Here is a 21561-nt window from a genome sequence, read left to right on the forward strand (position 1 = left end):
GGCATCGAATGTTTGCGCCGCCGTAAAAGAAGGGAGTTACATAGGTGCTCTGGTTCTCCGATTGAAGCTCGTGTCGGTTCGCGACGTCGGCGACCGGCATGATCAACTGCCAGCTCACTTGATTCGCCGAATGGAAATCGGTTTTTCGACCGGAGCGCCGGTTACGTCGAATAGAACCTTCAAATGCAACTCGTTTGGTTCTTCGGGGTTCGCTGTCTTCGCGTTTTGCGCGCCGCGATGGTATACGATATTGAGTAGTCAAGCGTTAGGGGTAGCCGGGTTGAACTCGGCTTTGTGATAGATACGTCGGCGACGGAAATCCCACTGTTGCCAGGTAGAGAATCGGGACCTACAATTCTGGCTTTCAGAACACCATTCAGCCCGCCTCATGAAGCGATTGCACTTATTCAATGACGTAGGGGAGAGGATAATCAGTTGCATGTGAGCGCATGAGCTGGCCTTTTTACTAACTGCTAGCGCTGCTGCTATGAAGCTATCGGACAAAGGTCGGTTCCGATAAGGCCCAATGTCTGACGCGTAGTGGAGAAAGCATGTGAGAATTGAAGAAAAACCGTATGGTTTGACTACAAAATCCCACGATTTAATACAAATAAATTCTTTTTTCGACAAAGATTGGGAATATTCTCATGGCATTAATAGTTATTACTAACCATACCTAAAAAAGGAATAATGTGTTGATAATTATATATGAAAGTAAATCTATTAATTGAGGAGAGTGAGATTTAATGCTTAAGAGAATCATGATTGCAATGTTGGCTATTTCTATTTGTGCGGGTACGTCCAGTGCATTCGCAAGTGTCCTTTCTAGTGATCAGGAGATCTTTAGTGTCCCAGGCTCTTCCAACGATGCAAGAGGATTGTCCCAAATTAACGATGCCCCTTCATCCCCTGGTGTCCCCATCACGGGGGTTGGAACCACAGCGCTTACACATTCTGGAACTTTTACGCTGAAGGTTACTGTTAATACATCGGTAAATGGAACACCACTGCCAGCTGTAAGTGATTCCTCAACCGGCACTGTTGCACTAGCCTCACAGTACATGGGGCCTAAAGACGGGTCTGTCGTGTATGCAATTAGCTCTTCTCATCAGGTGTATTCTGGGGGTACACTTAAGGCTTCTGCATCTACGTCGTGTACATGGTAAAAAAATCAACCAAACTGGAATTCCTCTAGTGGATTCCAGTTTGTTTTGTTAAAGCAGGAGGGCTTAATTTGCGAAAATTTATTTTTATCCTTTTACTTATTGCAATTCTGCCGTCTTGTTCTTCGATTAGTGATAAACAGATGAGTTCAAATGTAAGTTACAGTGTAGAATATGGGTTCTACCATGAATCGGGGAAGGACTCGAACCAACTTGTGCATAAAATTGAAGAATATGACGAGTATTCACCAACAGTATTTATCAAAAATAATTATCCAGATAAATACACTTTCAGGCTATATTGCATGATCGATTATAAGCTTTATCCATTAAATAATAATAACTATATCGATATTAGCTTGGCTTCAGGCGAGGAGAAGTCATTTCCTATTTCTTTAAGCAATAAATTTCAACAGGGTCTGCACGACGTAATCATTATTATAGTCAGGGATCCAGATAATTTATTAGAAGAAAAACAATATGTGAGTCCAGAGTTTGTTTATTTTTCAAGGAGAGTTTCTCTTTTGGTTTCAACCGACTCTGTTCCTGACATAAAATATACCATTGTTGATGTCAAAAATATGGATAAAAAGGATCGCTCTAGTACACCATATATCACGATAAATAAAGATGATAAATTCTCTGATTTGATTTCTAAGATTTCAAGAAATGAACTCTCGACGTTAAATTTGCATTATAACACCGATGGGAAAGAGACTAGTGCAGCGATAATCGCTATTCAACAAAAGGAACAAATCCAGATTAGTGAATCCTTTATTAAATATGCTGGAAGTGGAGACATCATTGTGCCAATTAATCCGAGTACATTGATACCAAGCAACTTAATAATTGGTTTCGTCCGAAATCCATTCATGATTCAGAATGGTGATGTTTTTTCGTCAGATGTGCTCTTTACCAACTTAACTACTATCACAGAGTAATAACAGGTAACAGGAAATTAAAGTGCAAGTTGTGCATTTTAAATAGCCCTTTCGCTCTTTGAGAAGCGAAAGGGCTATTTTTTATTTCTTTTTTTGTCTGTAACTTTCTCGTTCAATGAATACCTTATGGGTTTCAGCATCCATAACAACATAGTGGAGCCGCAAGTCATCTTGAGTTTCTTTTACAGTCGCCAGAAAATAAACTTGTCTATCGGGATGTATGTGTGGCGAGTAAGTGGCAGCTTTGATTTGAAAATCCTTAATCTGATTAGCTGTAGATTTCACATCTTTAAATGGGATTTTTTTTCTCATGTTGTACTTAGATTTTTCGAATTCAGTGAAGCCAATATTCTTGTCACGAATATTGAGATCTACAGCAGGTGCAAACGATTTGCCACTATTGTCTGGGTATTCATAATAAGGAATACCCGCGCCAGTAGCAACAAATGCACCCATCACCAACAGAATTGACAACACCATGGATTTTAACGTTATTCTTTTCAACTCAATCCCTCCTTTATGTCTCAATTTTGCCCATACAGCTTAGACATCATTCAGGAAGAATTCCTTTTCTTCAGATTTTATTGTTTAGACCTAAAATAACAGGAGCAAATAATAAGTAATTGTGGCTCAATTCAAATCGTGTTCAGCGAATTAATCCCAGTAGTGTCGCTCTTAATATTAAATTACAGATTGAACAATGGTCCAACGCTTCGCTCAAACAAATCGAACTGGATAACCATTATAGGCATTGCCTTGATCGACGGAGTCATCACGCTCGATGTGGATGCGGAACTCGACAAGCTTTCGGAAGACGAAATGATCGAGTTGTTTAGACTGTTCGCCGCCTAATTATTTGGCGGAGAATCATGATTGTTTCGCCAAATAATTAGGCGGCGAACAACAGGGCAGAATGATCGAGAACAGACAATCGGACCTTTCGGGCTGGGACAGACAATGGAATGCTTACGGTAGCCGATGAAATACTTGTTCTGGTTCGCCTTCGTTCGCTGCACCCCGATCGTTGCATCCGGAAGCGCACGTGCTCCGATTCGGGCATTCACAGCGTTTGCGCTTATATCCGTTGACATTCGCCCAAACGGGTCTGGAAGAACAGCGGACAATCACAGCTCTACTGCCCGAAGCCAAGCCGCTGTTCGGGATGTTTGGGACAATAGCTGTCGTCGATAATGAGGGGGGATATTAACAGACGCTTTGGTTTGATACTCCCTCGACTTCTTCGTTGCCTGACGGAATGCCTCCCTGCGCTTGTACTCTTCATCGATCACTTGGAGCATGCCGATGCAGGCACGCTTGAAGTATTGGGCGAGCTAGCGCATGGGGAGAGGCCGTACCCGGACTCCTGGTTATAGGCGCTTGCGGCGTTGAACTTGGGCGCCGGGATGCTAACGCTTCGGCAGCTTCTTGGCTTGTGGATCGGATGAACGACTATCCGGAGGAGCGATAACGCTTCTACCGCTTGGCTTCGAGGAAGTCTGGCGTTATATTGCGGATACGCTGCACGATTGCTCCCTCCGTACCCGCCTGTTGGCTAGGGCAGCGTACAACCGCACGGGAGGTTCTCCGAGAGATGCCGTCTGTTGGAAGATTGGATTCTGGAGAAGAAGCTGGCTTTCGATGACCGGAATCGGCAATGGACGTGGGATGAAGACGTCGTGCGGAGCGCGCATGATGCAGAGGCCGATCTTCAGCGGATGAACGAGAATTACGCCAAGCTTCCGGAGGATTCGAAGGCCCTGTTAGAGATGGGGGCGGTGATCGGCTCCTCCTTCGAGTTGTTGCTGCTTGCCGAAGCAAGCGGGTGTCTACCCGAGGAGGCAAGGGTCAGGCTTCGCGTCGCGGAGGCGGAAGGAATCGTTGGATGCGAAGATCAGACGACGCAGCCGGGTAACGCTCAGGATCGCTCGTATGTATTCTTGCATGACCATCTGCGACGATTGGCCTATGCCTACGATGCAGAGCTCGTATGCCGTTGTAAAGAGCTTATCGAACAGCACGTTTGCCTTGATTAGGCATCAGAAGCATTTTACGGACGTGGAGGATCATTGGTCGGAGGAAGCCGTGAACGATATGGCATCGCGATACATCTTGAATGGCGTAGATGAAAGCAACTTCCATCCGGATGCGGCGGTTACTCGCGCTGAATTCACTGCGATTATCGTTCGTGCGCTAGGACTTGCGGATAAGGGGGGAACCTCTCCATACAGCGATGTAAAGTCCAGCGACTGGTATGTTGGCGCAGTGGCAACAGCGAAGGAATACGGAATCGTGGACGGATACGAGGATGGGACGTTCGGTCCGAACAAGACGATTACCCGTCAAGAAGCAATGGTCATGATCGCGCGGGCGATGAAGTTGGTACAACTCGATACCCGCATCGATGAGAAGGATGCAGATGCCGTGCTTGCGATGTACACCGATCATTCGGTCATACAACGTGGGGGAAGTAAGCGGTAGCCGTTGTGGTAAGGAGCGGTCTGGCGAAGGGTGCTGCGAATCGATTGAATCCGACAATAAGCATCACAAGAGCGGAGACAGCGGTCATCGTACAACGCATGCTGGAAACGGCCAAGTTGATTTCTGGGTAAACGACTTAACGATAGTTTAGTCAACATTATAGGGTCCCAAATAATTAATCGCGTTCCTTAGAGCCAGCCGGCCCATAACCGGCTGGCTTTGTTGAACTTTGTTGGTTATAACCGTATTACCGATTATCTAATATAATTGGATGCTAAACCTGCAAACTGGAGCTTAAGTAAAGACTCGACACTTGTGAACTAATGCACAAAATCCGAATTTTATACATATGTCACCAAAACAGGTTATGGCCTTGTAATGACTGATCTTATATATACAGTGACAACCTATAGCTCATTCTATTTCGTTTTCCAAAAATAACTTTCGGATTGTTCGCTGTTCTTATGAAAAAGCCATGGCAGATTGCCATGGCTTTTTTTCCTATGGGATATAAACTCATTCATAATCAGCCCCGATAATATCGTCGAATATTAAAGTTCTCACCGTCCACGTAGAACGTCCGAGTATACGGATCACCCTTATCGACAATCCCGATTACTGTTCATTCCTCGTACTTGTGATAGTTTCGTGAGGCCATCCCTTTTCGCTTCGGCTTATTTCTCATGAAACAATAAATCAAGAATTTTTTCGTCGGCTTTTCGGTTTATACCCTGATATGGATAACAATGAATATGGATAGCTGGATTAAAATTGATTTCAATAATGCAGTAATTCTTAGCGGATGCTTCTTCAGATATACGATCAATCATCATATCGACACCACAGAAAGTCGCTCCAGCTGCTTTAGCTGATTGGATGGCAATTTGTTTATAACTTTCCCGAATTTCATCTGTAAAGTCAATGCTATCTCCGCCTGTGCTGATATTAGAGTTCTCGCGCAAATAAACAATCTCGCCAGCCTTTGGAACATCATTGATTGTTTTAGACTGATTCTTCAAAAACATCCTTTCCACATCACCTAGCTCAATACGTTCAAGCGGCGTTTTATAACCTTTGCCTCTTAGCGGATCTTTGTTTTTATCAAAAACAAGCTGTTCGATCGTCCGATTCCCATCTCCCACTACATTCGCCGGAACACGATGCAGAATACCGACAACCTCGTCTCCCATGACGAGAAACCGATATTCCTTTCCTGTGACGAACTCTTCAAGCAGGACAGTTTGGTCATGTTCGAAGGCCATTTCAAATGCCTTATGATAATCCTCCAGTGAAAAGTCACCGGCAAATATCGTAATGCCAAGTCCAAAATTCGTCGATTTCGGTTTGATGACGATCGGCTTATGCCGATGAACCGGATAATCAGTGAGGGCAATTTCCAAGTCATGATAGGCCCGGCCATCTGGAACGCGAATACCGCTGCGCTCGAGGACTTTTTTTGTGACAATCTTATTTTCCATAATTAATACGGTGCTATACGAATCTAGAGATGTTTTCGTGGCTTGCTTGACGTACTCCTTATGTTCACCCTTTTGAAGTAAAATGAAGTTATCTTGACGATCTAAAATTCCAAACTTAATCCCTCTCTTAACCGCCGTCTTTAGTAACAGCTGTGTAGATAATTCCAAGTCTTCATAGCCTTTAAACTGATAACCGTTAGCTCTACTTTCCTCCTTATATTGCTTAGCCTTCCCTAGATGGTAAGACAAATAGGTCGACTGTTGAACCTCAGATTTAACAATAGCCGCATAATTGAGTTGCGGTTGTTGAACGATACTACGTTTCTTTTCAAGCAACTGTATATATGATTCGTCGTTTGTCACTATGGCATTTAGCATAACTTCCATTTCGCCAATAAAATCCAGCGCTTTATTTTGCAAATTCACACACTGGTCTTCTTCTCCGTATAATCTTCCCTCTATGCCATTCATAATTAGGCTGTCATGATTAAGAGCGGCTATTTTATGCTCTTCTTCCCCGTATGGCTGATCTTCGATAAGCAGCATAAAGATGAGAAACAAATGAACGAAATGCAAGGTTTCTTTACTGATCCCAATTTTATAAAGAGGATTTAAATCTATCATTCGCAGTTCCAGATAGGCGATACCGTGATGTAATAATTCTTCTACTAAATTGTTTCCACTAGTGGGTTTTATTCTGACCGGACTGTAATACTCTCTCACACTAAGTAACTCATTAGATGAAACATGCTTTTGTAAGTCTCGAATGTAATCCTCTACAGATTCCAAAGAAACATGCAAAAGTTTCTCGTTACGATAACCGCATACACTATTGCGAAGAGAAATCATGTTCGGAAAGAAGTGGCTCTCTTCATCGAAGTGTTCACTAAGTTGTACGCAACTTTCGATATAAGATTTATCAAATACTGGGCTTGCACCGGTTAGATAAATTAAAAGCCAACGGTACTTCATCACATTACGGGCCACTTTTAGATAAACACTGTCTTTAAAAACTCTGTAGCTTTTATCCACTTGAAGGATGCCATACAACTTTTTAAGAAAATCCTCTTGAAAAGAGAAATTAAAATGGATTCCGCTGATGAGTTGTCTCTTTCGGCCATATTTTTCGGCTAACTTCGTTCGATATTGGCTTTCAGATGGGTCGTCCATGGATGCGATTGGGATCTCATCTTCATTCGGCAAGCCGGGTGGATTGCTGCTGGGCCACAAATACTCATCATTTAGTTCAAGTGACACGATATCGTGGAGCGTCTCCATAAAATGATAGGTCTCCTCGATTGATTCAAATACGGGTGTAATTAGTTCTGTTTGACTTTCCGAGAAATCTGTCTTGATATACGGGTTCTCCATTTTACTTCCGAATGCTTTGGGATGAGGGGTCAGGGCAAGCTTCCCATTAAGGTCAACTCGGTTATTTTCTTTTTCTAAACCGAAATTTCCGCCAAAGATATCGTGATGCAAATGATTATCTACCATACATTGTAACAAATTCCGATTTAATACTCTCATCATCATGTACCCGCTTTCCTCTGATTCATTTTATCGAGTGTCCGAATAAACCAAATGACAAGTATGACTCCTTTAAGTACACTGCTTAATGCAGTAGATATCCAAACGCCGTTCAATCCATAATAATTTGAAAGCACAATCGCCATAGGTATTCGTAGCGTAGTCAAAATGATACTAAAAATGGGCGGAATATAAGTCTTTCCAATCCCATTGAACGCCCCGACAGTCATCAATTCCACGCACATAAACAATTGTGAAGCACCGATGATTCTCAAATAGTCGACACCCAGATTCAAACTTTCTTCATCTGCCAGGAACAATGCAAATATGGGACGGGGAAACAACATGAAAAGGATAGTAACCAACATGCCAAATATCGAAGTGATAAACAAGCCTTTCATATATCCTTTTTTTATTCTATCTTGATTGTGGGCACCGAAATTTTGTCCAATAAATGCTGCAACAGCACCTTGAAGCCCACCAATGGTCATGTAAGATATAGACTCAATTTGTATGCCGACTCGTTGAACCGCAATCGCACTTGGTCCCCATTGGACTAATATTTTTGCAATGATGATGGAAATGACGGTAAAGGACACACGTTGTATCGTTATTGGTATCCCCATCCGAAGAACTTCTTTCATGTTTTCATATTTGAATGTAAACGGCTTAGAATACAACGGCGAGTTCCTCGTATTCACTAAAAACAAACACGTAACGATTACATTCGCTATCAACGAAGCCAGCGCTGCTCCAGATACACCAAATCCGTTGAAATGCCCTACTCCAAATATGAATAGGGGATCAAGAAATAAGTTAACGAGGAATCCTACGGTTTGTACTTGAAACGGTTTTCTGCTGTTCCCCATTGAGGTAAGAACGATACTGAACAATGAATTCAGTAGTGAAAAGAAAGTTCCGATGATCGAAATGATAAGATATCGGCTTGCCATCTGCTCAATTTCAATGCTCCCCAATTCGAAAAAATTGATCAGATACTGATGTGTTGCCAGAATGATTATGATAAATAAAGTACCCATGACTAACGACATGAGTATTCCATTTTGTGTATAAACTCTTGCTTGGCCTTCCTTCTTAGCCCCTATACTATGTGCGACTTTTATTCCTGTTCCGATGGAGACCATCGTAAACAATGCTATTGCTAAATTCACAAAAAAGATCGCGGTGCCGATCGCTGCAACTGGATTACTTCCCAATTTCCCGATCCAAAACATATCTACAAGGCCGTAAGTTGTCGAGATAAAATTTGTGGCGATTACTGGCAAGGTCAATCTCATGAGGGTTGATGTAATAGGGCCCTCCCTCAAGTCATGCGTTCCCTTCAATTTGTCACTTCCCTAAGTCAGTTGTCTAAACGCTTTCAGAGGTGGACAAATGTTCTTTAAATATGACAGGTTCCCAGAGATGCAAACACCTGTTTTAGGTAAATCCAGCTCTACTTTTGTAGCAGCCTGCCAATCATCAGTAAGTGCAGCAACAACGGATGTGATTTGCTCATAACCGATAGCCATCAGCACTCGCTCATTTGTAACCCCTTCGTTAATCAATTATTTTTGATATATCAGACAAACGAATAACATGACTCAAGGGTCATCTCATTCGAAAGATGCAACAGAGCTCTGGGGACAAGATTTGATTCACTTCAGAATGATTGAGCTCATAGTAACTCCATGTCCCTCTTGTCTCGCGAAGGATCAGGCCGGCATCCAATAAGATCTTGAGGTGGTAAGACAATTTCGACTGAGGCATATCCAAGATATCGACAAGGTCACATACGCATGTGTTTCCCCTTTGCGTAAGTTCGTACATGATTTGCAAACGTTTCTGGTCAGCCAACGCTTTGAACTTACTCTCATATGGAGTGAAGTCAATCGAATCATTCTTCTTTTCAATAACAGGAAGTTGTCTAATCATTGCTCGTGCCTCCTCAGCAACAAACAGGTTGGCAGCACATGGCGCTCGGTTGAATATCCTTAACTTCGTACACAGTTTCTGCCTCGGACTGATTAATCCACTTCCAAGCATGTCGTGCTTCTTTTTCAACCGTTTGCTGGTGTTGAGACATCAGGTACTCGAGCGCATAAACATTGAACATCCGGATACTCCCCATAAATCAAAATTAATTGATGTATGAATCTTAACATAACTGGTTTTTATGTGCAATGTTAAATCAATTAATTTTGATTTATAAACAAGGTGCCTACCGGTAAAGTTATTCATTCGTATGACCCGGATCAACTTTACTCCCCCCCATGAAGGAGCGGTTATGAGGCGATGGACCGGCTGTAAAGGATCATGCTGAGGATATTAATTTTTCAGATAAGAAAATAGCCGTTTGACAATAAACTTCGCGTCTGGCCCTACTCCCCTTAAGGTAGCCGAGGCAAATGAACGCTGCCCCTCCAACCCGACATAATAAAGCCCTGGAACATGGCTAATGCCAGCCTGATGCAACGGTCTACCGTCTGCATCTAGTGCGTTAATGCCTTGTAGGTAAGGAAGATTCGGCCGATAGCCTGTAGCAAAGATGATTGTATCTACCGCCTCCTTTGTTCCATCCGGCCAAATGACACCCTCTTCATAAAATGAAGTAAACATTGACTGCTGATTCGGTTTCCCTTCCGCTATTCGCGTTTGGTATGGACCTGGATCGTTCACAGCGCTTGAACTGGGTGCAGTCTTCCCGAATCGCCAAAATGGGAAGGTATCAAAGCCAATTAATTTTATCCAAAAGTGCAAATCCTGCCCCCAAAGCTTTTGATTCACGAATTGAATAGGTTGGAGCACTGCTAAGGTTGTTTGGCTAACCTCCGATAACTCAACACCGATTTGTACTGCTGAATTGCCGCGGCCCACAATAATCACGCGCTGATTGCGAAAAGGTTCTGTATTCCGATATTGAGATGAATGCAGGAAACGTCCCCGAAAAGTATCATGACCCGGAATAACTGGTGTGTAGGGATTGTGAAATGAACCCGTTGCATTGATGATGGTCTTTGCTCGAAACGTATCCCCTCCCAAGGTGTGAATGGTAAATCCTTCAGCTCCCTTTTCGATCGATGTCACTCGCTGGCTCGCCCTAACCGGTAGTTGAAACTTTGTCCGGTAATCACGTAAATACCGAATGACCTCATCTCTTCTCGGATAATCATTTGTCTGACCGGGGAACTTCAAGCCCGGCATTGATGAAAAGCGTGCTGGAGAAAACAGTTTAAGACTATCGTAATAACGTGGCCAGGAGCCGCCTACCTCATCGCTGGCTTCTAATATTAGAAAACGAAGCTCCTTCTTCTGTAAGTGATAACCGGAAGCAAGCCCAGCCTGCCCGCCTCCAATGACGATAGTATCAAATGACTCATTCATTTCGTTAGCCCTCCAATAATATTTGCAATATGCAAGTATAATGCAAAAGAAATCACCCCATAGGGTGGAAAGAAAAATCATATTTGATATCTAACAACAGGATGAGCTTACCTTGGTCATGCTTTCATTGAGTAATTTTAATGAGCGAATAACCGTTTCTTTTTCGAAATCATTCATTTGAGAAAAAACCTGATCCAAATACATGTTCATCTGCTCATCAATTGCTGTCGCCACGAACTTACCTTCAGTTGTTAGCGAAAGAATTTGAATTCGTCGATCTTCAGCATATGGCGTACGTGTCAGCAGCTTCTTATCTACCAGTGTTTGGACTTGCCGGCTAAACGTCGTGATCTCGGTACCCAACGTTTCGGCAATCTGCTGTATGGAGGGTTGATGTTGCCGATCCACTTCATACAGAATGTGACTTTGAATAAGTGTGACCTCTACCGCTCCAACAGAACAGCAAGTTTTATTAAGTAAGCCAAATCGTTTCGTCATTTGTTGAAGAATCGCTCTTACGTCTTCCATGCACTCTCACCTCTATATTCTTTATAACACATTACTTGTAAAATGCAAATAATATCTTTTTTATAAGTTAACACTAATATAATAAATGGATTATATAATTGAGATAACATAACCAATAAAGGAGAATGAAATATGGCAACTAATGATCGTCCATTGAGAATTTATTTCTTATGCGGACAAAACCGTTGTCGTAGTCAAATGGCTGAGGCATTTGTAAAAAGCCTTGGTAATCCAAATATTATTGTGGAAAGCGCTGGACTTGACCCTCATCCGTTGCATCCTTTAACCGTAGAAGCAATGAATGAGATCGGAATTGATTTGTCGGGATATACTTCAAAAAAGATCGACATGAAGGTGTTTCTAGCTGCGACGGTTATTATAAAACTGTGTGAAGATGTTCAAGAAAGATGTCCGATTGTACCCTTCGGTATCCGTAATGAACAATGGAATATACCGGATCCGCTCGGCTCAACCCCTCCAACACTAGAAGATGTACGAAAAGCGCGCGATGAGATTAAGGAAAAGGTCCATACCTTACTGAATCAATATTCAGCGATTGTTACTACTAGCTAAATCAGAAAAGCGCCTAGAACATCATGTTCTAGGCGCTTTTCTGATTGCTAAATTTAACATTCGACAGTAGATCCAGATCTATACTCCAACGTGGGGAGATATCTAATCGCTTCATGTATATAAGGCTTCCCCTCGATCAGAAGTGAATAATATACCCATTGGCCTCTTCTTGTTTCTGTAACCATACCAGCCGATTTTAATTTCCGTAAATGCTGACTTGTACTGGATTGAGAAACGCCCAATTCATCCATGATGTCACATACACACATCTCTTTTTCTTTTAGCAACGCTAAAATCGTTAACCTGGTCTTATCTGCAAGCAGCTTAAAATCCTCAGCCATCATATGAATTGTATTCATAGTAAAGCCTCCTTCAACATCGGAAACATGCTTTAAATCCTATTATTATCATATTTCCAAATTGTTTTCGGAGTGTTAATTTTGAACCTTATTATTATATGCTAATTTGTAATCGATATCCTTCCTTCTTTTGTGTAAGGATCTGAACGTGATCCGAACAGCAATTTAATTTCCTTCTTAATTTGTTAATGCTTTGTGTCAAAGAAGTTCTCTGATTCGAAATACGTTCCGATATTTTTTCGATCAATCGTGTCTCTTCAACAAGACTTCCATGCTCCTGCAGTAATGCAAGAAACACATGATACTCTCTCCAGGTTAGCGCGACTCTGTACCCAAAACATTGAATTTCCATACCTGCATCATATACTTCTACATGATGCAAACGGATCGCCCTCTGGGTTTGAGAAACCTGGAGGGCATGCGCTGATCCAATGTTTTTAGGTAGATGAGATTGAATCATGTGTAGAAGGTGTTCAAAATCAAATGGTTTATCTAGTGACATCAAGTTCCGTTTTGTTGGAAATTCCCGGAGATCTTGAGTAAGATCGCGAATAACGATCGTGGTTAGCGTCGAATCCACTAGGGTTGCACTTTCCCATTCGTCCTGAATGATAATATCATATGCATCTTTTTGGGGACTTATGGAAGAGAGGTTTACCACATATCCGCACTTTCTGAGCCCATATTCAATTACTTTTGCAAGTGTACAATCCGTCATGTTAAGCAGAATGCGTTTAGGCACAAAATCAACCCATTGACCATCCATCTCTTCACCCATGGATATTGAGCCTCCATCAACGATTGAGATCCAGTCTGCGATTAGTGGTTAAATAAATGACATTTTCTCCAATATTGGTAGCATGGTCAGCGATTCGTTCTAAAAAGCGACCGACGAAACAAATGGATAGCCCCTGAGTGACAGAAGATTTGCTTAGTTGAATGACTTGAGAGTTCCTTCGAAGAAAATCCCCGTATAATCGATCGACTTTATGATCTAACTCTGCCATTTCTTCAGCTAAATTTGCATCTTCTCTGTCGTAGCTCTCCATACTCCCTTTAATCATCTTTAACGTTATATCCTTCATCTCAGTAATACCCACCAGCAAAAGCGGATCAACTTGCTGCTCCAGTCTGATCACGACTTTAGCAATATCAACCGAAAGATCAGCCATTCGCTCCAAGTCATGGGCCATACGTATGGCGATAAGCGTCTTTCTCATATCTTTGGATACTGGCTGTTGGGTCGCGATGATAATGGCTGTTAGTTCAAGTACCTCATTCTCAAGTTCATTGATTTGAGAATCCTGATCAACAATTTGCTTGGCAAGATGTTGATCAAAAATTTCAAGCGAATGAACCGATTGTTCTAAGGCTTGTTGTACGTGTTCCCCCATTTGATCAAGCAAACGACGCAGTTCAAACTGCATTTTCTCCATAGAAGTGCGATAGTCCATATCTCTTCCTCCTCGTAAGATTATCCAAATCTTCCGGATACATAGTCATCAGTTCGCTGGTCAGCTGGAGACATGAAGATGTCATGCGTTCGATTAAACTCAATCAACTCACCATTCAAGAAGAATGCTGTATTATCCGCGATCCGTGCTGCCTGATGAAGGTTATGCGTTACGATCACAATCGTGACTTGCGACTTCAATTCCATAACCAGGCTCTCGATATGTCCAGTGGATATCGGATCTAGCGCTGAAGCTGGTTCATCCATTAATAATATTTCCGGTTCGATCGCTAAAGCTCGAGCTATACATAGACGTTGCTGTTGGCCCCCGGAAAGACTCATGCCTGAATGGTTCAGACGATCTTTGACTTCATCCCAAAGAGCTGCCATTTGCAAGCTCTTCTCCACTTTTTCTGATAACATCGATTTATTCCGAACCCCGTTCAATTTTAAGCCGGATGCAACGTTATCAAATATGGACATGGTCGGAAAAGGGTTGGGTTTCTGAAATACCATCCCGATTCGGCTCCGCAGTTCTACGGGGTCAATGTTTTCAGCATAGATATTTTGATCATCGAACCATACTTGCCCCTCAACTCTTGTTTCATCAATGACTTCGTGCATTCGATTCAAACACCGGACATATGTTGATTTTCCGCACCCAGACGGACCAATGATTGCCGTAATGGCATTCTTATCGATTTGCATATCGATACCCTTGAGAATTTGATGATTCCCGTACCAGGCTTTGAGACCATTTGTTTTCATTCCCTTTGCCATAACATTGCCACCTCAGTTGATTTGATTAAACCGACCTCTTGTCATTGTTCGAGCGGTAATATTAATGACGAGCACAAATAGGATCAAAACAAGAGCTGCTCCCCAAGCTTTCTGAATCCAGTCATCATAAGGAGACTTCGCGTATTCGAATATCTGCGCAGGCAACGACGCTATTGGATCCGACAAGCTTTTATTCCAAAAGTGATTACCGAAGGCTGTTAAAAGTAGCGGTGCGGTTTCTCCTGCCACACGTGCAATGCCAAGCATAATGCCCGTGATCATACCTTTGAGCGAATAAGGAATCACGATAAACAGAATGGTTTTCCATTTAGGAATTCCAAGCGCATAGGCACCCTCCCGAATTGCATTGGGTGTCAAACGTAATATTTCTTCGGTTGAACGAGTGACGATGGGGATCATGATAATTCCTAGGGCAAGACCACCTGACCAGGCAGAAAAATGGCCAATTGGACGAACAAACGCTAAATAGGCGAAAATCCCAATTACAATCGAGGGGATACCTAATAAGACATCCGTGATAAACCTTACAACAGAGGCGTACAATCCTTTAGGTTTATACTCGTTAAGATAGATGGCAGTCATGATTCCGATCGGAAGTCCGACTGCAGAAGCGATTGCGATGAGCACACTGGTTCCTAGGATGGAATTTCCGATGCCCCCTCCAAGTTCCCCAACTGCTGATGGAAGTTTAACGAAGAAATCGAAATTAAGTGCCGGAGTCCCTTTATATACGATATAACTTAAAATACTAAAAAGCGGAATCAACGCAATCAATGTGAAGCAAATGACTACGCCAAGCATGATTCTATTAAACCTCTGTCTTTTGCGCATCCGTTGGGTGATCAACTTCTTGTACCTCCTTTAGGGCCACGAGCAACCGTCCAAATCAAGAATCGAGCGGCAACATTCAAAACAAGCGTAACCAAAAAGAGGAGCAATCCAATTTCGATCAATGAGGATAAGTAAATACTTTCAGTGGCTTCGGTAAACTCATTAGCAATAACGGCAGCCATAGAATGTCCTGGCGCAAAGAGCGATGCCTTGATTTCTGCACGATTTCCGATAACCATAGTTACAGCCATCGTTTCACCGAGAGCACGTCCTAGTCCCAATATGCACGCACCAAGGATACCAGGGCGAGAATAGGGCAAAATGATTTTCCAGATAATTTCCCATTTTGTTGCGCCTAATGCCATATAGCCTTCTTTCTGCAGGCTAGGTACGACGCTAATAATGTCTCTGGTCAAAGCCGTAATAATCGGAATGATCATAATGGCAAGAAGGATGCCGGCCGTTAACATGCCAAGTCCGATAGGCGCGCCCGTGAATAACGGGAAGTCCCCCAAAATCTTCGATAAAGGTTTTTGAAGCCAATCCCGAATAAACGGAACCAGAATAAATAAGCCCCACAAACCATACAAAATACTTGGTATGGCGGCAAGCAATTCAATCATGAAGCCTACAGGACGTTTGAGCCATTTTGGAGACATTTCAGTAATAAACAATGCAACGCCAATACTAATAGGGGCAGCTATGATGATGGCGATAACTGATGAGACAACCGTTCCAAATATAAAAGGTAAGGCACCGAACACCCCTTTAACCGGGTTCCAGTCTTGACTGAAAATAAAACCGAATCCAAATGCCTTAAACGATTGACTGGACTCTCTCGTGAGGACAACCACTATCCAAACAAATAAGAGCAATATAAGAAGTCCGAATAAAAAAGTCGACCACTTAAAACCAGCATCCCAAATGCGATGACGAGACTTCTTTCCTCTTCGGATTTGACTAACGCCAGTGTGCAACTTCGGTTTGCTTTCCAAGAATACATCTCCTTCCGGACAAGAGCACGATTATGAAACGGAACAGGTATAAGGAATGAAAATCACCTTATACCTGAGTCCAATTGGTGGAATCCGAGTTATTTGATCTTCTCCATATTAGAATCATTCAACTTTGCTATTGCTTCAGGAATCTTTGCATACTGCAAAGGTTCAGAGTATTGTTGTCCGTCCCTGTATACCCATTCCAACAGTTCTGTGATGACCTGTTTTTTTTCACTATCGGCATAATTAACATTGAGCAAAGCCCAAGTAATTCCAACAATGCCGTATGCATTTGCTCCATCTTTTTCAACGATGGAAACTCGGGTGTCTTCCGGCATGTTTTGCGCTGCTGATTCAGCAGCAATTGTTGCAGCTTCAAGGGAAGGATACACGAAGTTTCCATCTTTATTTCGAATTTGGGCATAATGAATTTTGTTATTCTCGGCGTAGGCTAATTCAGTATATCCAATCGATCCTGGAGTTTGTTTGACTTGACCGGCAACCCCTTCATTCCCTTTTCCGCCTACACCTACAGGGAAAGGCACAGATTTTCCTTGTCCTACTTTTTCTTTCCATTCGGCGCTAACCGTACTTAAGTAATCCGTAAAAATGGCCGTTGTTCCGCTGCCATCAGAGCGATAAACCGGCGTAATATCCAGATCCGGTAAGTTCAAATCAGGGTTGTCCATCTTGAGTTTGGGATCATTCCATTTGCTAATCTTACCTAGATAAATGTCTGCAAGCGTCTCCTGCGTCAATTTAAGACCGTTTTCCACGCCGTCAACGTTGTAGATAATGGCTTCTGCACCAACCGTAACAGGGATATGAATAACTCCATCTTTCACGGCAGCGATTTCTTCATCGGACATATACGCATCGGATGCAGCGAAATCGATTGTGCCTTCCGTAAGTTGTTTAATGCCTCCACCAGAACCAATGGACTGATAGTTCACTTTTATTTCCGGATGCAGCTTGTTATATTCGGAGAACATTTTGGAGAATAGCGGATTAATAAACGTGGAACCTGCGGATGTAATCATGATTTCTTTCTTGCTCCCACTCTTATCATTAGTGGATGCTTCATTTCCATTCTTGCTTGAGCTACACGCAGTTAGTGCACCTATTACGATGATCAAAGCACTTAACGTCAACCATTTTCCAGTCTTCTTCAATTCGTCCACTCCCTTTTTTTCGACCTTATTAGCACATGATAATATGTCGATTCGAAACTTATGTTAGGCACCATTTGTTTTCGGAATGTTAACGTAAAACATGAGTTTTATTAAATTAGTTTTCACTAATATTATTCTTTACTTATATTAGTGAGCATGTATAATACGAAATAGTGAAATCACGTGATGAAAGGAGTGGAATGACTATAACTAAAGTCGAAGATATGCTTGAGACCCTTAAACTCCTTTCGGACAAAAGCAGACTCACGATTCTTGCGCTTCTCAAAGAAAGTGAAATGTGTGTTTGCGATATCGTCGATCTTCTAGAGACCACACAACCGAATGTGAGTCAGCATCTGAAGAAGTTAAAAACCGGTGGTCTCATCAACGAAACCAAACGTCGTCAGTGGGTATACTATTCCTTGAATTTAGAGGATAAGCCGTATATCAAAGAAATACTGGATCAGCTGCCTTCGATGAAAGATCGAATAGATTCATTAAAAGGTCAAAGCTGCGACTAACGTGGAGGAATTATGTTAACGATCGCTTCTCTTATCTTTCTAGTCACGCTTGTTTTCGTCATTTGGCAGCCTAAAGGGCTCAATATCGGATGGTCAGCTTGCGGGGGCGCAATCATCGCACTGATCTTCGGTGTCGTCAACTTTAATGATGTTTGGGACGTTACACAGATCGTTTGGAATGCAACACTTGCATTCGTTGCAGTGATTCTCATTTCACTCATCTTGGACGAGATTGGCTTTTTCGAATGGGCAGCCCTGCATATGGCCCGGTTTGCAAAAGGCAACGGCAACCTGATGTTCATTTACGTCATTTTGCTCGGGGCTGCCGTAGCCGCATTTTTCGCCAACGATGGAGCCGCACTGATCCTTACACCGATCGTCTTGGCCATGGTACGGGCTTTGAAATTCGATGAACGAATGATTCTCCCCTTTATTATGGCAAGTGGGTTTATCTCGGATACAGCCTCCCTTCCTCTTGTCGTAAGTAATCTGGTGAATATCGTATCTTCGGATTTCTTCGGTATCGGATTTGTCGAATATGCGAGTCGCATGATTGTCCCAACGATTTTTGCGATCGCCTCCAGTTTATTGGTTCTGTACCTGATGTTTAGAAAGAGTATTCCTAAGCAGTATGATCTTTCTCAGTTGAAACAGCCTAAAGAAGCCATTAAAGATATGCGGCTGTTCCGGATTTCATGGGTAATATTAGCCGTCCTATTGATTGCGTATTTGACAAGTGAATTCATTAACGTCCCCGTTTCCATTATTGCCGGTGTTGCCGCAATCATCTTTCTCTTATTGGCTAGGCAAAGCAAAGGGATTCATACCTGGAATCTCGTAAAGGGTGCCCCATGGGCGGTTGTCGTCTTCTCGATCGGGATGTACGTCGTGGTTTACGGATTACGAAATGTCGGCCTTACCGATGAGCTCGGCAAACTTTTCGATTGGGTCGGAGACCAGGGCTTGTTCGCGGCTACAATCGGATCCGGATTTATTGCTGCTATCCTCTCCTCGATCATGAATAACATGCCGACCGTCATGATTGACGCGCTTGCCATTCAAGGCACAGATGCAACAGGATTAGTTCGTGAAGCTTTCATCTATGCGAATGTTATCGGATCCGATTTGGGTCCCAAAATCACACCAATCGGCTCGTTGGCTACCTTGTTGTGGCTTCATGTGCTTTCGTCTAAGGGCGTCAAGATCCGTTGGGGGTATTATTTCAAGGTCGGCATCATTCTGACCGTCCCTGTCCTCTTTATCACTCTTACGAGCCTTTATATCTGGCTTATGATCATCAACTAAATACGCATCATAAAGGAGAATGACAAAATGGAAAAACCACTCGTGTACTTTCTTTGTACGGGCAATTCTTGCCGGAGCCAAATGGCGGACGGATTCTTGAATACGATCGGCGGCCATCTCTATGAAGTGAAAAGTGCTGGACTTGAAGCACATGGATTGAACCCACGTGCAGTAACAGTCATGGCAGAAGCCGGCGTTGATATCTCTTCGAATACCTCCAACGTCATTGATCCGGAGACTTTGAATCGAGCTACCTACGTCATCACACTGTGTGGACATGCTGATGAGCATTGCCCCGTCATCTCCAATCCGAACGTCATCAAATGGCACTGGGGCTTCGACGACCCCGCTAAAGCGACTGGGTCGGAAGAAGAAATCATGGCTCAGTTCCGTGCAGTACGCGATGCCATCAAATCGCGCATGGAGCAGTTCGTTCAAGAGGGTAAATAAGGATGGCAGCAATTAAAAGAATGCACGTTGCCGTTAACTGTTCCGACTTGGATAAATCTCTTACTTTCTATCGCAGTTTCTTCGGTGCCGAACCGACAAAAGTGAAAGAGAACTATGCGAAGTTTGAATTAGATAATCCAGCGTTACATTTCTCATTAAATGTTCGCCCCTTTGAGAAGAATGGTGTGCTGAATCATTTAGGATTTCAAGTAGATAACACAGAAGAAGTTCTGGCCATGGGAGAGAGATTAAGGCAGGCCAATCTTCTGCTCATCGATGAAATGAACACGACTTGTTGTTATGCGGTCCAAGATAAGGTTTGGGTATACGATCCGGATGATAATGCCTGGGAGATCTTCTACACCAAAGCGGATTCAGAGTTTGAATCTGCGGGCGATGCTAGGGATCTATCTCTCTGCTGTGCTCCACCTTCTGCGCCAGTTTCCGTTTCGTTTACCAGTTTTCATAAGAACAAATCCTAGAGATGGTGATTAAACCAAATGTCAATTAGCTATCACTCGCTTCATGAGAACCGCATTTTCATGGGCGGGGCCGCGGATATTGAAGCCATAGAAAATAACGAAGGCATTGATGTGGTTGTCGACTTGCGTGCCGAAGCAACTGAATGTGCATATTCGGAATCCAAAGCCAAGTGGGTTCAAATACCATTAGGGGATAATGCTACGGAAAGCGAACATGTTCTATACAAACAAGCAATAGACGAAATCGTAAACGCGTATAAAGTTGGTAAGAAAGTAGCCTTTCATTGCGGTGGAGGTAAAGGAAGAACGGGTACAGTTGCTGCAGGTACATTGATTGCCCTTGGACTTGCGGACAGTGTTGATGAAGCTATAGAAATCGCCAAAGGCATTCGTCCGAAAATTGATCTCAAGCCTATCCAACGTGAAGCGTTACAAAAACTGTATCCGTAACGTGAAAGGGAATGCCAATGTGGCATTCCCTTTCAATCGATTCCGACCATCTCGCTTCTTCTTTCTAACAACAAGACGTCTCTCCACACCTCTTTTAATTTCCCCATACGCACTCTTCTCCCGACTTCGCGAAAGCCGTGTTTCTTGTGCAGACGGATACTTGCTGTGTTTTCGGGAAAGATCCCGGCTTGCAACGTCCAAAACCCATTTCGTTCAGAAAGATCGATGATTTCTTTTAGAAGCTTGTCCCCCACGCCTTTGCCGCGTGTATCTAGCTTAAAGTACACGCTGATTTCTGCTACTCCAGAATAAACAGATCTTGCTGAGACCGGGCTTAGAGCTGCCCACCCCAGGACAACTCCATTATCAATAGCAACAAGGCTGTTGGGAAGATTTTGGCTGGCATACCACTGTTCTTTTGTTGGAGCTTCTACTTGAAACGTGGCGTTTCCTGTTAGAATTCCTTCTTCGTAGATTGTTTTTATGGCTTCCCAGTCCTCTGGCTTTACAAGCCTGATCTCCAACCTATGTACCTTATCATTTACGACCTATTCATCGGATCGGTAATTGATCAGTCATCACTATTGGATTTTGTTATACTTTGATTCAAGTTCTTGATTTGAAATGTTTGAGTAGAGAAAATCATGATAATAATAATCATTAG

Annotated in this window: 24 protein-coding genes; 9 read left to right on the top strand and 15 right to left on the bottom strand. The window is 42.9% G+C overall.

The annotated features are described in order from the left end of the window. Nucleotides 1-1234: 1234 nt before the first annotated feature. Nucleotides 1235-2104 (top strand): hypothetical protein, encoded by an 870-nt coding sequence (locus tag DFP98_RS17150; protein WP_116061835.1) that lies wholly within the window; start codon nucleotides 1235-1237, stop codon nucleotides 2102-2104. Between the two features lie 81 nt (nucleotides 2105-2185). On the opposite strand, the gene DFP98_RS17155 is transcribed toward DFP98_RS17150, so the two are convergent. Next, nucleotides 2186-2608, bottom strand: a complete 423-nt coding sequence (locus tag DFP98_RS17155) for a hypothetical protein (RefSeq protein WP_116061836.1) — start codon at nucleotides 2606-2608, stop codon at nucleotides 2186-2188. Between the two features lie 1097 nt (nucleotides 2609-3705). Here DFP98_RS17155 and DFP98_RS17165 point away from each other — a divergent pair. Next, nucleotides 3706-4137 (top strand): hypothetical protein, encoded by a 432-nt coding sequence (locus DFP98_RS17165; protein ID WP_116061838.1) that lies wholly within the window; start codon nucleotides 3706-3708, stop codon nucleotides 4135-4137. Next, complete coding sequence (locus DFP98_RS17170) at nucleotides 4130-4582, top strand: S-layer homology domain-containing protein (RefSeq protein WP_181917748.1); 453 nt, start codon at nucleotides 4130-4132, stop codon at nucleotides 4580-4582. The genes DFP98_RS17165 and DFP98_RS17170 overlap by 8 nt, the downstream gene beginning before the upstream one ends. A gap of 674 nt (nucleotides 4583-5256) precedes the next feature. Here DFP98_RS17170 and gshAB read toward each other — a convergent pair. The 6 genes from gshAB to DFP98_RS17200 form a co-directional block, all read right to left on the bottom strand. Then, on the bottom strand, nucleotides 5257-7596 hold the full coding sequence (gshAB, locus tag DFP98_RS17175) for a bifunctional glutamate--cysteine ligase GshA/glutathione synthetase GshB (protein WP_246016576.1): 2340 nt from the start codon (nucleotides 7594-7596) through the stop codon (nucleotides 5257-5259). Continuing rightward, the gene (locus DFP98_RS17180) at nucleotides 7593-8936 is read right to left on the bottom strand and encodes an MATE family efflux transporter (protein ID WP_116061840.1); all 1344 of its coding nucleotides are present in this window, start codon (nucleotides 8934-8936) and stop codon (nucleotides 7593-7595) included. Before DFP98_RS17180 ends, gshAB begins: the two co-directional genes overlap by 4 nt. A 12-nt stretch (nucleotides 8937-8948) precedes the next feature. Continuing rightward, entirely contained in the window at nucleotides 8949-9122 is a 174-nt protein-coding gene (locus DFP98_RS17185; protein ID WP_181917758.1) for a hypothetical protein, read from the bottom strand. Nucleotides 9123-9201: 79 nt separating this feature from the next. Further along, nucleotides 9202-9525, bottom strand: a complete 324-nt coding sequence (locus DFP98_RS17190) for an ArsR/SmtB family transcription factor (RefSeq protein ID WP_116061842.1) — start codon at nucleotides 9523-9525, stop codon at nucleotides 9202-9204. A 393-nt stretch (nucleotides 9526-9918) separates the two neighbouring features. Next, nucleotides 9919-10974: a flavin-containing monooxygenase gene (locus tag DFP98_RS17195; protein ID WP_116061843.1), complete on the bottom strand. Its 1056-nt coding sequence runs from the start codon at nucleotides 10972-10974 to the stop codon at nucleotides 9919-9921. A 90-nt stretch (nucleotides 10975-11064) separates the two neighbouring features. Next, entirely contained in the window at nucleotides 11065-11502 is a 438-nt protein-coding gene (locus DFP98_RS17200) for a MarR family winged helix-turn-helix transcriptional regulator (RefSeq protein WP_116061844.1), read from the bottom strand. Nucleotides 11503-11634: 132 nt separating this feature from the next. Between DFP98_RS17200 and DFP98_RS17205 the strand changes: the two genes are divergently transcribed. Further along, nucleotides 11635-12075, top strand: coding sequence for an arsenate reductase ArsC (locus DFP98_RS17205; RefSeq protein ID WP_116061845.1), 441 nt, complete (start codon nucleotides 11635-11637; stop codon nucleotides 12073-12075). A 53-nt stretch (nucleotides 12076-12128) separates the two neighbouring features. Here the strand turns inward: DFP98_RS17205 and DFP98_RS17210 are convergent, their stop codons facing one another. The 7 genes from DFP98_RS17210 to pstS all read right to left on the bottom strand — a co-directional run bounded on the left by DFP98_RS17210 (nucleotide 12129) and on the right by pstS (nucleotide 17689). After that, on the bottom strand, nucleotides 12129-12434 hold the full coding sequence (locus DFP98_RS17210; protein ID WP_116061846.1) for an ArsR/SmtB family transcription factor: 306 nt from the start codon (nucleotides 12432-12434) through the stop codon (nucleotides 12129-12131). Between the two features lie 94 nt (nucleotides 12435-12528). Further along, complete coding sequence (locus DFP98_RS17215; RefSeq protein ID WP_116061847.1) at nucleotides 12529-13212, bottom strand: helix-turn-helix domain-containing protein; 684 nt, start codon at nucleotides 13210-13212, stop codon at nucleotides 12529-12531. A gap of 16 nt (nucleotides 13213-13228) precedes the next feature. Further along, nucleotides 13229-13888 (bottom strand): phosphate signaling complex protein PhoU, encoded by a 660-nt coding sequence (gene phoU / locus DFP98_RS17220; RefSeq protein ID WP_116061848.1) that lies wholly within the window; start codon nucleotides 13886-13888, stop codon nucleotides 13229-13231. Nucleotides 13889-13908: 20 nt separating this feature from the next. After that, the gene (gene pstB, locus DFP98_RS17225) at nucleotides 13909-14667 is read right to left on the bottom strand and encodes a phosphate ABC transporter ATP-binding protein PstB (protein WP_116061849.1); all 759 of its coding nucleotides are present in this window, start codon (nucleotides 14665-14667) and stop codon (nucleotides 13909-13911) included. A 12-nt stretch (nucleotides 14668-14679) separates the two neighbouring features. Beyond that, on the bottom strand, nucleotides 14680-15534 hold the full coding sequence (gene pstA / locus DFP98_RS17230) for a phosphate ABC transporter permease PstA (RefSeq protein WP_220377125.1): 855 nt from the start codon (nucleotides 15532-15534) through the stop codon (nucleotides 14680-14682). Then, nucleotides 15531-16514, bottom strand: coding sequence for a phosphate ABC transporter permease subunit PstC (gene pstC, locus DFP98_RS17235; RefSeq protein WP_116061850.1), 984 nt, complete (start codon nucleotides 16512-16514; stop codon nucleotides 15531-15533). The genes pstA and pstC overlap by 4 nt, the downstream gene beginning before the upstream one ends. 98 nt (nucleotides 16515-16612) lie before the next feature. Continuing rightward, entirely contained in the window at nucleotides 16613-17689 is a 1077-nt protein-coding gene (gene pstS, locus DFP98_RS17240) for a phosphate ABC transporter substrate-binding protein PstS (protein ID WP_220377126.1), read from the bottom strand. 206 nt (nucleotides 17690-17895) lie between these two features. On the opposite strand from pstS, the gene DFP98_RS17245 reads away from it, so the two are divergent. Genes DFP98_RS17245 through DFP98_RS17265 form a run of 5 tightly spaced genes read left to right on the top strand, consistent with a single transcriptional unit; the run spans nucleotide 17896 to nucleotide 20897 of the window. Beyond that, nucleotides 17896-18210, top strand: coding sequence for an ArsR/SmtB family transcription factor (locus DFP98_RS17245; protein ID WP_425455540.1), 315 nt, complete (start codon nucleotides 17896-17898; stop codon nucleotides 18208-18210). 12 nt (nucleotides 18211-18222) lie between these two features. After that, nucleotides 18223-19515: an arsenic transporter gene (locus tag DFP98_RS17250; protein ID WP_116061852.1), complete on the top strand. Its 1293-nt coding sequence runs from the start codon at nucleotides 18223-18225 to the stop codon at nucleotides 19513-19515. A gap of 27 nt (nucleotides 19516-19542) precedes the next feature. Then, nucleotides 19543-19965: an arsenate reductase (thioredoxin) gene (gene arsC / locus DFP98_RS17255; protein ID WP_116061853.1), complete on the top strand. Its 423-nt coding sequence runs from the start codon at nucleotides 19543-19545 to the stop codon at nucleotides 19963-19965. A gap of 2 nt (nucleotides 19966-19967) precedes the next feature. Then, nucleotides 19968-20447, top strand: a complete 480-nt coding sequence (locus tag DFP98_RS17260) for an ArsI/CadI family heavy metal resistance metalloenzyme (protein ID WP_116061854.1) — start codon at nucleotides 19968-19970, stop codon at nucleotides 20445-20447. Between the two features lie 18 nt (nucleotides 20448-20465). After that, the gene (locus tag DFP98_RS17265; RefSeq protein WP_116061855.1) at nucleotides 20466-20897 is read left to right on the top strand and encodes a protein-tyrosine phosphatase family protein; all 432 of its coding nucleotides are present in this window, start codon (nucleotides 20466-20468) and stop codon (nucleotides 20895-20897) included. Between the two features lie 32 nt (nucleotides 20898-20929). On the opposite strand, the gene DFP98_RS17270 is transcribed toward DFP98_RS17265, so the two are convergent. Then, entirely contained in the window at nucleotides 20930-21421 is a 492-nt protein-coding gene (locus DFP98_RS17270) for a GNAT family N-acetyltransferase (protein ID WP_116061856.1), read from the bottom strand. Nucleotides 21422-21561 lie beyond the last annotated feature (140 nt).

It is taken from the genome of Cohnella phaseoli, from assembly GCF_003386235.1.
Lineage (GTDB): Bacteria > Bacillota > Bacilli > Paenibacillales > Paenibacillaceae > Cohnella > Cohnella phaseoli.